Source organism: Fluviicoccus keumensis (genome assembly GCF_004217445.1).
GTDB lineage: Bacteria > Pseudomonadota > Gammaproteobacteria > Pseudomonadales > Moraxellaceae > Fluviicoccus > Fluviicoccus keumensis.
Genome location: NZ_SHKX01000015.1, coordinates 141,762 through 155,339, shown reverse-complemented (window position 1 = coordinate 155,339; position 13,578 = coordinate 141,762). Strand labels below are relative to the sequence as shown.

11 protein-coding genes are annotated in these 13,578 nt (G+C 58.9%); 2 read left to right on the top strand and 9 right to left on the bottom strand.

Annotated features, from left to right (window positions below; genetic code table 11):
* Window positions 1–21: 21 nt before the first annotated feature.
* Together EV700_RS14870 and nfuA are read right to left on the bottom strand one after the other, a co-directional pair.
* Window positions 22–1,479, bottom strand: a complete 1,458-nt coding sequence (locus tag EV700_RS14870; RefSeq protein ID WP_165391504.1) for a phospholipase D family protein — start codon at window positions 1,477–1,479, stop codon at window positions 22–24.
* A 267-nt stretch (window positions 1,480–1,746) separates the two neighbouring features.
* Entirely contained in the window at window positions 1,747–2,352 is a 606-nt protein-coding gene (gene nfuA, locus EV700_RS14865; protein WP_130415214.1) for a Fe-S biogenesis protein NfuA, read from the bottom strand.
* Window positions 2,353–2,510: 158 nt separating this feature from the next.
* Between nfuA and metH the strand changes: the two genes are divergently transcribed.
* The gene (metH, locus tag EV700_RS14860; protein WP_130415212.1) at window positions 2,511–6,227 is read left to right on the top strand and encodes a methionine synthase; all 3,717 of its coding nucleotides are present in this window, start codon (window positions 2,511–2,513) and stop codon (window positions 6,225–6,227) included.
* 55 nt (window positions 6,228–6,282) lie between these two features.
* Here metH and EV700_RS16880 read toward each other — a convergent pair whose 3' ends face one another.
* A complete protein-coding gene (locus EV700_RS16880) occupies window positions 6,283–6,762 on the bottom strand; it encodes an FHA domain-containing protein (protein ID WP_165391503.1) in 480 nt (159 codons plus the stop codon).
* A gap of 84 nt (window positions 6,763–6,846) precedes the next feature.
* On the opposite strand from EV700_RS16880, the gene EV700_RS16875 reads away from it, so the two are divergent.
* The gene (locus EV700_RS16875) at window positions 6,847–7,242 is read left to right on the top strand and encodes an MAPEG family protein (protein WP_165391502.1); all 396 of its coding nucleotides are present in this window, start codon (window positions 6,847–6,849) and stop codon (window positions 7,240–7,242) included.
* Window positions 7,243–7,284: 42 nt separating this feature from the next.
* Here EV700_RS16875 and EV700_RS14850 read toward each other — a convergent pair whose 3' ends face one another.
* The 6 genes from EV700_RS14850 to sohB form a co-directional block, all read right to left on the bottom strand.
* On the bottom strand, window positions 7,285–7,773 hold the full coding sequence (locus tag EV700_RS14850; RefSeq protein ID WP_130415208.1) for a DUF4405 domain-containing protein: 489 nt from the start codon (window positions 7,771–7,773) through the stop codon (window positions 7,285–7,287).
* A gap of 109 nt (window positions 7,774–7,882) precedes the next feature.
* Window positions 7,883–8,710: a fatty acid desaturase family protein gene (locus EV700_RS14845; protein ID WP_130415206.1), complete on the bottom strand. Its 828-nt coding sequence runs from the start codon at window positions 8,708–8,710 to the stop codon at window positions 7,883–7,885.
* A 134-nt stretch (window positions 8,711–8,844) separates the two neighbouring features.
* Window positions 8,845–9,891: an AI-2E family transporter gene (locus tag EV700_RS14840; RefSeq protein ID WP_130415204.1), complete on the bottom strand. Its 1,047-nt coding sequence runs from the start codon at window positions 9,889–9,891 to the stop codon at window positions 8,845–8,847.
* A 120-nt stretch (window positions 9,892–10,011) separates the two neighbouring features.
* A complete protein-coding gene (locus EV700_RS14835) occupies window positions 10,012–10,872 on the bottom strand; it encodes a metal-dependent hydrolase (RefSeq protein ID WP_130415202.1) in 861 nt (286 codons plus the stop codon).
* A 91-nt stretch (window positions 10,873–10,963) separates the two neighbouring features.
* Window positions 10,964–12,481 (bottom strand): amidase, encoded by a 1,518-nt coding sequence (locus tag EV700_RS14830; protein WP_130415200.1) that lies wholly within the window; start codon window positions 12,479–12,481, stop codon window positions 10,964–10,966.
* A gap of 21 nt (window positions 12,482–12,502) precedes the next feature.
* On the bottom strand, window positions 12,503–13,555 hold the full coding sequence (sohB, locus tag EV700_RS14825; RefSeq protein WP_130415198.1) for a protease SohB: 1,053 nt from the start codon (window positions 13,553–13,555) through the stop codon (window positions 12,503–12,505).
* Between the last annotated feature and the right edge of the window lie 23 nt (window positions 13,556–13,578).

Below are 13,578 nucleotides of genomic sequence, written 5' to 3'. Positions count from 1 at the left end.
CTCATGCGGGCTTTCGTCGTTTTAAAGCATGCGCTCCGGCAGTATTTTCCCCAGAAAGGCCGCTTTCCAACGCTTCCAGAAACCGGCTTCCGGATCACGGGCCAGAATCACATCCTTGCCGTCAGGCCTTCCCCACCAGAGCAATCGGCCCGGTTCGCTTTTATCCGCAAAGACTTCATAGCTGAGGTCGGGCAACATCATCCGCTCGAAACTGGCGCGCAAATCCGCCGCCAGTTCCGGGCTGTCAATCAGGATGCCGGTTTCGGTATTCAAATACACCGAGCGCTGGTCCAGATTCATCGAACCGATGAACACTTGCCGGCTATCCAGAATCAGGGCCTTGGCATGCAGGCTGCTGAGGGATCTGCCGATCAATCGGAAGGAAGGCACCGGCTTGCGCGCAACCGGCCGCATTTCATACATTTCAACCCCGGCGTTAATCAGCGGTCCACGCCAGCGCGAATAAGCGCCGTGGACATAGGCGACATCCGTGGCGGCCAGCGAATTGGTCAACACCCGGACCCGTACACCGCTAGCAACCAACCCCTCCAGCAACTCCCGAAGGCGGGGACCGGGGACAAAATACGCTGAAACCAGCAATACGTCCTTTTTCGTGCGGGCGATCGCCGGGTATAGTTCCGCTGCGATATGCACGCCCTTGAACAAGCCCTTGACCTCGCTCATGACCTTTTCAGGACGGTCATAGAGCATTCGCGCCCGACCCCGACGGAAAAGCAACTGATGATTACTGATGTCTTCCGCCAGACGGCTGCGCGAGAACTGGGTCTGATAATTATTACTGCGTAACTGGCTCATCAACTTCTGCAGCCGGAAACGCATGGATTCCAGATGCTCTTCCGTGGGCATATCCCGCAGGAATGCGCGTACCGGTACGGCCAACTGGTGATTCCAGTATTCATCGAAACTCTCGGAGGCCTCAAACACGACCGGCCCCATCACCAGCACATCCACGTCGTTGAACTCGGTCTCGGCTTCACTGTCGAAATATTCGTTGCCAAGATTGCGGCCGCCAACTACCAGCGCCGAGTTGTCCACCACCAGCAGCTTGTTATGCATCCGCTTGTTCAGCGACGACTTTTGCAGGAATTCGAAGAAGCGCAGCGGGTTGCCCTGCCCCCGCGCCAGGAACGGATTGAAGACACGTATCTCGATATTGGGATGGGCGCTGAGCGTCGCCAGTACATGATCGCGCTTCAGGCCGAAGATATCATCCACGAGCAGCCGCACCCGGACGCCGCGATCGGCCGCCTGCAGTAACTGATGGATAATCAGCTGCGTGCTGCTGTCATCGCGCAGCATGTAATACTGCATGTCGATACTGCTGGAAGCCTGATCTATCAGCGCCAAACGCGCCGCCAGCGCATCACGGCCGGAGGTGATCAGGTGGAATGCCGAGATGCCGGGCGCCAGCTTCAGCGAGGCCGACCACTCCTGCAACGGACTGGTTTCCAGCGGCATGAAGGATTCGGAAATGGGACGGGGCGCCTTGGGGTTCAAGGAAGTACACCCCATGAGAAAGCAGCACAGGCAGCACAACAACCATGCCGTGAATTGCGGGGGCGCCTTGCCATTTTCATTTTTCGTCATGTAGGCCGACTGCAAGAGGAAACTCTTGATGCAAACCGACTTTATCACAGCAAAGCGGGACCACAGGTGGGATGACAGATATATCAGGACATAAAAAAACGGCTGACAAGGTGTCAGCCGTGTAAAACAGAATCCGAATCAACGAAAGTAGGCGTTTTCTGTAACAGTATGATCGGTGCTGTCAATCACCCGATGCAGCTCGGGAATGCTGGCCTTGAGCGTGGTCTCTACGCCTTGCTTCAGGGTCATGTCCACCGCCGAGCAGCCCTGGCAGCCGCCGCCGAACTTCAGCACCGCCGTCAGGCCTTCCTTGTCGTCGGTGAAGATTTCCAGCAGGCTGACATTGCCGTTGTGCGCCGCCAGGCCGGGATTGATTTCACTGAACAGGACGTGGTTGATGCGTTCCTCAATGCTGCTGCCCTCGCCGATCTGCGGCACCTTGGATTTGGGAGCCTTGAAGGTCAGCTGTCCCCCGAAACGGTCCTTGTTATAGTCGATGACCGCATCTTCCAGATATGGCGCGCTCTTCAGCTCGATAAAGGCAAAGAAACCGTCCAGTCCCATGCGGATATCGTCCGGCTGCTCTTCCCCGACCGTACAATAAGCCATGCAGCACTCGGCGCGGGGGGTGCCGGGGTTCTCGACAAAAATACGCACGGAGATGCCTTCGCTGTTCTGCTTCGCCAGCAGCTCGCGCAGATATCCTTGGGCAGCTTCAGTGATGGTGATGTTCAGATTGCTCATGCCACGGCTCTCGGGGAAGGGTTTTGACAATTATAACGGCTTTCATCATACCCGAGTAGATTACTAAGGTATACCCATCCGCCGGACAGCGGGACAGTCCGTGACCGTTTTGCTAGAATAGTCCCCCATTTTTGATTTCCCTCAATGTGTCCCCCGCCATGACCGCATCCCGTACCGCCCAGCTTCGCGCCGCCCTGCAACAACGCATCCTGATCATAGACGGGGCAATGGGCACGATGATCCAGCGCCACAAGCTGCAGGAAGCCGATTATCGGGGCGAACGCTTTGCCGACTGGCCGCACGATGTGCAGGGCAACAACGACCTGCTGGTGCTGACCCGGCCGCAAATTATCGCCGGCATTCACGACGCCTACTGCGCCGCCGGGGCCGACATCCTGGAAACCTGCTCCTTCAACAGCACGCGGGTGTCGCAGGCCGACTACCACATGGAAGAGCTGACGCCGGAACTGAACCGCGCCGCCGCCCGCCTCGCCCGCGAAGTCGCCGACAAATGGACGGCGCAGACCCCCGATAAGCCGCGCTTCGTGGCCGGGGTGATCGGCCCCACCTCGCGCACCTGTTCCATTTCGCCGGACGTGAACAACCCCGCCTACCGCAACATCACCTTTGATGCGCTGGTGACGGACTATTACGAAGCCACCATCGGCCTGGTGGAAGGCGGCGCGGATATCCTGCTGATTGAAACCGTCTTCGACACACTGAACTGCAAGGCGGCGATCTATGCCGTCAAGAAATACTTCGACGACACCGGCACCGAACTGCCGGTGATGATTTCCGGCACCATCACCGATGCCTCCGGACGCACCCTGACCGGCCAGACCGCCGAGGCCTTCTGGAATTCGGTGCGCCATGCCGACCTGCTGTCGATCGGTTTCAACTGCGCGCTGGGCGCGGACGCCATGCGGCCCTACGTCAAGGAAATGGCCGAAAAAGCCGACATCTTCGTTAGCGCGCACCCCAATGCAGGCCTGCCGAATGCCTTTGGCGAATACGACGAAACGCCGGCCCAGACCGCCGCCTTCATCCGCGATTTTGCGGAAAGCGGGCTGGTGAACATCGTCGGCGGCTGCTGCGGCACCACGCCCGAGCACATCGCCGCCATCTACGCGGCGGTGAAGGATCTGCCGCCGCGCGTCATTCCGGTTATTGAACCCGCCTGCCGCCTGTCCGGGCTGGAACCGTTCAACATCACCAAGGACTCGCTGTTCGTCAATGTCGGCGAGCGCACCAACGTCACCGGCTCGAAAAAATTCGCCCGACTGATCCGCGAGCAGAACTATGCTGAAGCGCTGGATATCGCCCGCCAGCAGGTAGAGGGCGGCGCGCAGATCATCGACATCAACATGGACGAAGGCATGCTCGACTCGCAGGGCGCGATGGTCACCTTCCTCAACATGATCGCCTCCGAGCCGGATATTTCGCGGGTGCCGATCATGGTCGACTCCTCGAAGTGGGAAATCATCGAGGCGGGCCTGAAGTGCATCCAGGGCAAGCCGGTGGTGAACTCGATCTCGCTGAAGGAAGGCCACGCCGAGTTTGTCGAGAAGGCGAAGCTGTGCCGCCGTTATGGCGCGGCGGTCATCGTCATGGCCTTTGACGAACAGGGCCAGGCCGACACCGCCGCCCGCAAGCGCGAAATCTGCGAGCGTTCTTACCGCGTGCTGGTCGATGAAATCGGCTTTCCGGCGGAAGACATCATCTTCGACCCGAACATCTTCGCCATTGCGACCGGCATTGAAGAACACAACAACTATGCCGTCGATTTCATCGAAGCCACCGGCTGGATCAAGCAGAACCTGCCGCACGCGATGATTTCCGGCGGCGTCTCCAATGTCAGTTTCTCCTTCCGCGGCAACGAGCCGGTACGCGAAGCCATTCATGCCGTCTTCCTCTATCACGCCATCCAGCAAGGCATGACGATGGGCATCGTCAACGCCGGGCAGCTGGCCATTTATGACGACATTCCCGCCGAACTGAAAGACGCCGTGGAAGACGTGATTCTCAATCGGAATCAAGGAGAAAGCCGCAACGACGCCACCGAAAAGCTGCTGGCGCTTGCCGACAAGTACCGCGAGCACGGCAAGACCGGCGACAATGCCGCCGCCGATACCCTGGAATGGCGCAACCAGCCCGTGGAAAAGCGGCTGGAATACGCACTGGTGAAAGGCATCACCGCCTTTATTGACGTCGATACCGAAGAGGCGCGCCTGCAAGCCAAACGGCCGCTGGACGTGATCGAAGGCCCGCTGATGGCGGGCATGAACGTGGTCGGCGACCTGTTCGGCGAAGGCAAGATGTTCCTGCCACAGGTGGTGAAGTCGGCGCGGGTGATGAAGCAGGCCGTGGCTTGGCTGAACCCGTACATCGAAGCGGAAAAGGTGGTCGGCCAGAGCAAGGGCAAGATCCTGATGGCTACCGTCAAGGGCGACGTGCACGACATCGGCAAGAACATTGTCGGCGTGGTGCTGGGCTGCAACGGCTACGACATCATCGATATGGGCGTGATGGTGCCCTGCGAGAAGATTCTGGAAACCGCGATCCGTGAGAAGGTGGACATCATCGGCCTCTCCGGACTGATCACGCCGTCGCTGGATGAAATGGTCTATGTGGCGCGCGAGATGCAGCGCCAGGGCTTCAAGATCCCGCTGATGATTGGCGGCGCGACGACCTCGAAGGCGCATACTGCCGTCAAGATCGACCCACAGTATCACAACGACGGAGTGGTCTATGTCGCCGACGCCTCACGCGCCGTCGGCGTAGCCACCACCCTGCTCTCCCCGGAAATGAAACCGGCCTTCCTGGCGGAACGTCGCGCCGAATATGAAGAAGTGCGCGTGCGCCACGCCAACCGCCAGCCGAAGGCGGCGAAGCTGAGCTACGAACAGGCCATTGCCGAAAAGTTCAAGAAGGACTGGGATGCCTACACGCCGCCCAAGCCCAAGCAATTGGGCGTCACCGTGCTGAAGGACTATCCGCTGGAGGAAATCCGCCAATACATCGACTGGACGCCGTTCTTCATCACCTGGAGCCTGGCGGGTAAATTCCCGGCCATTCTCAACGATGCCGTGGTGGGCGCGGAAGCCACCCGCCTCTATAACGACGCGCAAGCGATGCTGGACAAGCTGATCGGTGAAAAGTTGCTGCAAGCGAACGGCGTGATCGGCTTCTGGCCCGCGGCGCAGGTCAATAACGATGACGTCGTGGTCTATGCGGACGACTCGCGCCAGACAGTGCTGACCACCCTGCACCACCTGCGCCAGCAAAGTGACAAGGTCAGCGGCAAGCCGAACTACTCGCTGGCCGACTTTGTCGCGCCGCAATCATCTACCGCCAAGGACTATATTGGCGGCTTTGCCGTGACGTCGGGTCTTGGCGCGGAAGCGCTGGCCAAGCAGTATCGCGATGCCGGGGATGACTACAACGCCATCCTGGTGCAGGCGCTGGCCGACCGGCTGGCCGAGGCCTTTGCCGAACGCCTGCACGAGCGCGTGCGCAAGGAGTTCTGGGGTTATCAACCGGCGGAAGCGCTGAGCAACGAAGAACTGATCAAGGAAAAATATGTCGGCATCCGCCCCGCGCCCGGCTATCCCGCCTGCCCGGAGCATACCGAGAAAGGCACGCTCTTCACGCTGCTGGATGCAGAAAGGAATACGGGCATCGCGCTGACCGAGCATTTCGCGATGTGGCCGGCGGCTTCCGTGAGCGGGTTCTATTATTCGCTGCCGGAAAGCACCTACTTCAATGTCGGCAAGATCGACCGCGATCAGGTGGCGTCGTATGCGCAGCGCAAGGGCTGGGATCTGATGAAGGCGGAAAAGTGGCTGAGTCCGAACCTGGGGTATGATCCGGCCTGATACAGGTCTTCAGACAGCCGTTCGGGATTGAGCGCCAACCTTCATCGACCGGCGCTCAATCTCCGCCCGTTTTTGCCCGCAAGATCAGACTGTTGGCGAAAATGGCGTCCCAATCCACGATGGTCGTATCATCCGGCCATCCCTCATCATTATCGTGAGGCACCCCCAGCCCATCCGCGCTGCTTTCAACCACCGCCAGCTCGAAACCGCCGATCCGCAGTTGATCACCCACTCGCAGCAGCTGGACTTCATTCTTGAACAGCTCGTTTTTGCCCACCCAAACCGGATTCACACCGGCCGTCACCCGCAACCACCAGCTTCCCGACACCAGATCAATCCGGCAATGCTCCCGGCTGACGTGCTGATCCGGCAGGGGCAAGGTGCAGTCGGGGCTGCGACCGATGGTCAGCACGCCGGTCAGTGGCACAGCGCGACGATCCGGCATGGAAACGCCCGGGGGACATTTGAGAATCACCAGCGTCAGCATGGAAGCACCTTGGAGGGTATCGGGGTAAACCAGTCTGGAGCATGCCATAAACGGCAAAACCACATCAAGAAATTGGCGCGCCCCATGGCGTATGCCAGAATGAAGCGCCCTCCAACCACCCCCGGAAACATCATGACCATTGTTCCGCTTTACGCAGGCCTGCTTGCCCTGTGGTTTCTTGCCCTCAGCTTCCGCGTCGTACAAATGCGCCATGTTGTCAGTCTGGGTGATGGCGGCAACCCGGAACTGCTGCGTCGCATCCGGGGACATGGCAACTTCACCGAATACGTCCCTTTCATTCTGCTGATGCTTGGTTTTCTCGAAGCCAGTCACTACCCGGCCTGGTTGCTGCATGCGCTGGGGGCGACACTGGTGGTTGCCCGACTGCTGCATGGGTATGCGCTGTCCTTCAGCTTGCAATTCAAGTTTGGCCGCTATTGGGGCACCGTGCTGACTTTCCTGCTGCTGATTATCTGCGGACTGCTGTGTATCTATCAGGGCATTATGGCTCCGGTATCGCCCCTGTAAATCAAAAAGGGGCTTGAAGCCCCTTTCTGGTTTATCCGTGATTCAGTTCTGCTTCGCGAAAATCACGCCCAAGGCATCCATTTGCTCATCATGATCCTCACCCAGTACCTGTTGCAGACTCTGGTCGGCGCTGATTTTCACCCCGCTCTTTTCCAGATCCGTCACGACGGTTGATACATCCTTACCTGCCAATTGGGCGACCATGGACAGCGGTCGGGACAACAGGGCATCCATCGCCAATGCACGGCCGGAGTCCTCGCCGCCCTTGGGAGCCGGCATGAACGACAAACCAAGAACCACCACAAACACACCGACGATCGCAAACGCGGGGCGATGCTGGAAATGCCTTTTCGCCCCATGGATATTGGCCGTTACGTGCATACCGACACCCGCCAGCAAGGCCCAACTCAACCACTCGTGAGCCGGTTTGTTGAAACCGGTATCAATTTCAAAAAACATCAACAGCCCGGTGACAGCCATCAGCATGAAGCTGCCCATGGTCAGCGGGGTCGCCCAGTCTCTCAGGTTCATGGTTTTCCATCCTTAAAAAGTATTTACTATTTCAGTATAAACCCGATTGTGCTTCGGGTAACCAGCCTGCCCGGACAAGAAAACGCCGGATTTCTCCGGCGTTCAGACATCAACGGCACTTTACATAACAGTGCGGCGGGATTTTGTCGGCAATCAGTACATGGTAATACGGCAACAACGACCAGTGGATGAACGGCTTGATGTGATGTGCGGTGTGGTAGCCCAGGTTACAGGTGCGAATGTTGTAGAGCCGGCCGACGCGGTTGCGCGAGGCTTCGTAATGGTTCTTGGTATACAGGCCGCTATGGTGTTCGTAGGTCAGGTCATAAACATACAGCAGCATCATGAATGACGGAACCAGGAACACCGCCAGGTAGTTCTGCCAGTTCACCCAGGCCAAGGCCGCCTGCACCGCCAGATACGGCAGGAACATCAGCGTGAAATACAGCAATACCTTCGGCCGCTTGCGGATGCCGACCAGGATGCTGTCATAGGACGCCCGGAACAGCAGGTTCAGCGTGTATTCGGGGCGGGTCATCAGGCTGCCGTCAGGACGGGCCCAGCGGGATTCGTCTTCATCTTCGTCGGGCGGCTGGTTCATGTAGTTGGGATGATGGCCGAAGTTGTGGTGTAACACCCAGGCATAGGACGTGATCATGGTCTGCGTCCCCAGCACGGTTTCAAACACCCGGTTCAGAAACGGCGACAGGAACGCGTTATGGTGTTGCTGGTGATGGTTGTAGATGGCGCTGGTGCCAAGGAACGGCAGCAGCAGTATCCCGGCGACAACCGCCCCCCACAGCGGCAGATACCACCATGCCAGCAGTTGCACGACAAACAGGCCGAAAATATAGGTGACCGGCCCGCGGTCAGCCCGGAATTTCAGGATGCGGCCTTCAACCGTCTTGTTCTTTGCGTAAATCTCTTCCAAGGTCACGACAGTGTTTCAACCCGAATGCTGTTGTTATGAGGGTTTAACCGGGACGACCCGGCTGAAAAGGAATGGGAATCTATCACGCGGGCCTCCGGGCTGTCATGCATGGCCCGACAGACTCCGGGCCGAGCCGGATATCAGCCCTGCTCCAGATTGACCGGGCTGCTGCCGGGACGATCCCACAAATGCCATTCTTCCTTGAACCAGGCATAAAACACCGGCGCCGCCGCCACACCAACCAGACCGAACAGGCGCTCCATCACCAGCATCCACAGCAGGATTTCCCAGGCACGGGCGTTAATGCTGGTGCCGACAATACGGGCGTTCACAAAGTATTCCAGCTTGTGGATGACAATCAGGAAGACCAGGGCGGCGATCGCGACTTCAAAGGACACGCTCAAGCTGATGACGGTAATCGCGGAGTTCGAAATCAGGTTGCCGATGACGGGTAGCAGCCCTGCCAGGAACGTGACGGCAATCAGCGTCTTGCTAAGCGGAATCTCGACGCCGAACAACGGCAGCAACACCAGCAGATAGATACTGGTCAGTGTGGTATTGAGGGCGGAAATGCGCAGCTGCGCCGAGGCGACGCGCCAGAACGACTCACGCAGACCTTCCACTTGTTGCAGCATCCGGCGACTGACCGGGCCCAGCGGCGCAGAACGGGTCGCGTCGGAAACCGCCACCATCGCCCCCAACAGCACGCCGAACAACACATAGCCCACCCCTTTCAGGGCGCCCAGCCCGAAGGTGCCGATCTCGGTTGCATGCGTTCGTAGCCACTCGGAAATCTTGTTCAGCAATTCGCTTTGCTGCGGAATGGCCTGGCTCATCCGCTCCGGCAGCCAGTTACGGGCCGAGGTCAGAATTTCACTCATCTTCAGCAATAGGTCATGGACATCCGTGCTGGCCTTGAGCAGCAGATGAATAATCGCTCCCGCCACAACCAGCACAATCACCACCAAGGTAGCGACCAGTGCGGTCGCCACCCACTTCGAACGCGCCGAACGGATCTTTTCATCCACAATGGTGCCGGATGTCTTCAGCACCATGGCATACGCCAGCAAGCCGGAATACATGGGCACCAGCAGTCCCATGCGGACGGCCAGCAGGAAGACACCGCCCACAAAAAGGAACGTGATGAAACGGGCATTGCGGGCCTGGTTGAAATAGCCGGGCAGCATGAGGGGTTCCCTGTCACAACAGTCAGATGTAAAGCATTGTGACAGAGATTTCCGGGGAGTGGGTAGCCTCCGACAAGGGCGCAACCAACTTCTGGTAACGCCCGGATGAAAATTGCAGCGTCAGGCCGCCAGCGGCATCTTGTCGCCCAGATAGTCCTTCAGCAAACGCAGGCCTTTCTCACGCAAAGCACGGCTGTCGCTCTGGTTGGGATGAAAATCCGGACGGTAATACGCCAGATAACGCGGCAGCATGCCCCGGAAGAAGCCCTTGGGGCCAGCCAGCTTGCCCAAACCGGTCGCCACGGCGCGCCAATTACCCAGTTCGCCCTGATGGTGCAGCAGCTGAACGGTATGGAAGCCGGTAAAAAAGCTGAACAACACTGTTGTCAGCGCCATTTCACTGGTGCGTGTCCAGTAACTGCCTACCTGCTGCTGATAAACATCGAAGGCCACGGCCTTGTGCTCGCTTTCTTCGACCGCATGCCATAACCACAGCGGGCGCAAGCGCTCGTCAATCGCATCCAGGAATTCCGGATGCTCCAGCACCGTTTCCGCAAACATGGCGGTAAAGTGTTCCAGCGCACACGTCTTGGCCAGCATGCGCTCCTTGGAGAAAACACTTTCCTCCTTGGCGATGGCCTTCTTGACGAAAGTGGTGATTTGCTCAATGGGCAAGCCCTTGCGCGCCATCAGGTTGTTGAAGGCCTCATGCTCCTTGCCGTGATGCGCCTCTTGCCCGATAAAGGCGCGCACTTCCTTTTGTAAATCCGGATCGGTGATGCGGTCCTGATAATGACGCACGGCGCGCATGAACATGCGCTCCCCTTCCGGGAACGTACATGACAAACCGGTCAGCAGCATGGTCAGGAGCGGATTGTTGTCGAACCAGTACAGCGGAATAGCATCATCAAATTCAAAATCCATGCGGCGAACCGGAATATTGGGAGTCCCTGCCGGGGTCACTGTTTTTTTCGTGGTCATGGCGATGATCTCGGGTTAACGCGTTGAGCGATGAGATCAGTATCGTTGTTTACCGCGCATACGGTGATGGATCAAAATGCCATTATTCCAGTCATTTCAGGCCAGACGAGCCCGCATGGACCGGCGCACACCGGTGCGCCCATGGTGAGGCTTTCTCCAACTGCCCCGCCAGCCGGAACAGGGTTGCCTCATCGCCGAAGCGGCCAGTGAACATCATCCCCACCGGCAGGTTATCGGTCGTCCAGTGCAAAGGCAGCGAGACTGAAGGATGACCACTCATGTTCATAACCGGTGTGGAAGTCACCCAACGGAAATTCTGCTCGGCGAGACGGGTCAGGATCGGCAAGAGGTGCACCAGCGGACCGACCGGAAAACGCTTGGCCAAAGGGGCCAGCCACTTTTCGGCGCCCTTGAGGCGGAACTCGCCGAATCCCGGCGGTGGCGAGGCCAGCGTCGGGGTCAGGAAGACATCATAACCCTGCATGAAAGCATCGAAGCGCCGCAACTGGCCATAGATCAGCCGGTTGGCGTTATCGAGCGCGCCAGCGGTGAAGGATTGGCCCAGACGAACCAGTGACCAGGTCTCGGTCTCAAAGTCGTCCAGCGTGAGACGGCGGCCCAGCGTCCGCTCTGCTTCACCGACCTCACCGGCCGTCGCGGCGGCAATACGCAGCAGATAGCCTTCGGCCAGCGCCTGCTTGTCCAGCACCGGCGCCGCCTCCACCACCTCATGACCGAGCGACTCCAACAAACGGACCGTGGCCTCCAGCCCCTTCAGGCATTCCGGCTCCATGACACCGTCACGCAGCAACGGTTCCGCCGTCCAGGCAATGCGCAAGCGACCCGGCGCGACCGAGACTTCATCCAGAAAGCGCCCGCTATACGATGGAGCGGCATACAGTGCGCCCTGATCCGGGCCATGCGTCGCATCGAGCATGGCGGCGGTATCGCGTACCGAACGGCTGATCACGCCTTCCTGCACCTGCCCGAACCAGGGTTCGGATACGGCCGGCCCGTGCGGATTGCGGCCGCGGGTAGCCTTGAAGCCGACAAGTCCGCAACAGGAGGCCGGAATGCGCAAGCTGCCACCGCCGTCGCCGCCACTGGCCATGGGGACGATCCCGGCAGCAACGGCCGCCGCCGCTCCGCCGCTGGAGCCACCGGGCGTACGCTCCAGATGCCAGGGATTGCGCGTGATCCCGTAGAGAGCGGGCTCGGTCACCCCCATCAAACCGAATTCGGGTGTGTTGGTTTTGCCAAAGATGACTGCCCCGGAAGCCTTGTAGCGCTTCACCATTTCGCTGTCGAAGTCTGGAATATAGTGCCGATAAGCACGGCTGCCGCTGGTCAGGGGAACTCCGGCATAGGCAGCCAGCAGATCCTTGATCAAAAAAGGGACGCCGGAGAACGGACCATCCGGAACCCCTTGTCTGAGCGTTTCGCGGGCCTGACGGCCCATATCCAGAATGACGGCGTTGATGAAGGGATTGATACGGTTGCGGCGTTCGATCGCCTCTTCCAGCAGTTCCACCGGGGAAACTTCGCCCCGCTTCACCAATTCCGCCAGCCCGAGGGCATCATAACGATCGTATTCGGCAAATCCTGTCATGTCCGCCACTCCCGCCGGTTATCAGAAACGAGGGCGCTGCACCAAACGCTCCCACCAGCCCAGCAGCACCCGGTCAAGACTGGAGGCCGCCACCAATCCCACGCGTTGCAGCAAAGGAACCTTCTGCACAAAGCGGACCGCAAAGATATCCGCTTCCTTGCTGGCCGTTTGCAGGTATTCGTCGCTGGTCATCAGCTTGTCTATCAACCCCAGATCCACGGCGCGACGGCCGTACCAGTGCTCACCGGTCGCCACTTTGGCGATGTCCAGCGCGGGGCGGTAATCCTTGACGAAGTCCTTGAAGAGCGTATGCGTATCCTCCAGCTCCTCCACGAATTTTTCCCGCCCGGCATCGGTATTTTCCCCGAATACGGTCAGGGTGCGCTTGTATTCCCCGGCGGTCAGCACTTCGAAATCAATGTCCCATTTATCCAGCAGGCGATGAAAGTTGGGAATCTGCGCCACCACGCCGATGGAGCCCACAATCGCGAACGGAGCCGCCATAATGGTATTGCCCAGACAGGCCATCATGTAGCCGCCGCTGGCCGCCACCTTGTCCACACAGATGGTCAGGGGCACATTATTCTGCCGGATACGCGCCAGTTGCGAGGCGGCAAGACCGTAGCCATGAACCATGCCGCCCGGGCTTTCCAGACAGACCACAACCTCGTCACGGGCCTCGGCCATCGTCAGAATGGCGGTAATTTCCTGACGGAGGTTATCCGTTGCCGAAGCGCGCATGTCGCCATTGAAATGGATCACGAAAATACGGCGTCTGCCTTTGGCTTCATCACCGGTCTTGGCGGAATCCTTCTTGCTTTCGGCTTTCTCACGGTCCTTTTCGGATTTCAGGAACGCCTTGAACTCGGCCTTGTCGAGCACCGCCATGCGCAGGACATCGGCGAAATGCTCGTAACGGTCGTTCAGCCGCATGATCTCGATATCGCCATCGTCCTCGCTGTGCCGCCGCCGCTCACCCAGATTGGCCACGGTAATAATGACGAACATGGCAGCGATGACCACCGTGATGGCCTTGGCCAGAAAAAGTCCGTATTGCAGCAACATGTCAACCATAGTGACTCCGTAAAGGCGGGTTT

What these genes read in the sequence shown, in the direction of transcription:
- EV700_RS14870 (WP_165391504.1), bottom strand. Translation starts at nt 1,479, where the DNA reads ATGCCGCTGGAAACCAGTCCGTTGCAGGAGTGGTCGGCCTCGCTGAAG.
- nfuA (WP_130415214.1), bottom strand. Translation starts at nt 2,352, where the DNA reads ATGAGCAATCTGAACATCACCATCACTGAAGCTGCCCAAGGATATCTG.
- metH (WP_130415212.1), top strand. Translation starts at nt 2,511, where the DNA reads ATGACCGCATCCCGTACCGCCCAGCTTCGCGCCGCCCTGCAACAACGC.
- EV700_RS16880 (WP_165391503.1), bottom strand. Translation starts at nt 6,762, where the DNA reads ATGGCATGCTCCAGACTGGTTTACCCCGATACCCTCCAAGGTGCTTCC.
- EV700_RS16875 (WP_165391502.1), top strand. Translation starts at nt 6,847, where the DNA reads ATGACCATTGTTCCGCTTTACGCAGGCCTGCTTGCCCTGTGGTTTCTT.
- EV700_RS14850 (WP_130415208.1), bottom strand. Translation starts at nt 7,773, where the DNA reads ATGAACCTGAGAGACTGGGCGACCCCGCTGACCATGGGCAGCTTCATG.
- EV700_RS14840 (WP_130415204.1), bottom strand. Translation starts at nt 9,891, where the DNA reads ATGCTGCCCGGCTATTTCAACCAGGCCCGCAATGCCCGTTTCATCACG.
- EV700_RS14835 (WP_130415202.1), bottom strand. Translation starts at nt 10,872, where the DNA reads ATGACCACGAAAAAAACAGTGACCCCGGCAGGGACTCCCAATATTCCG.
- EV700_RS14830 (WP_130415200.1), bottom strand. Translation starts at nt 12,481, where the DNA reads ATGACAGGATTTGCCGAATACGATCGTTATGATGCCCTCGGGCTGGCG.
- sohB (WP_130415198.1), bottom strand. Translation starts at nt 13,555, where the DNA reads ATGGTTGACATGTTGCTGCAATACGGACTTTTTCTGGCCAAGGCCATC.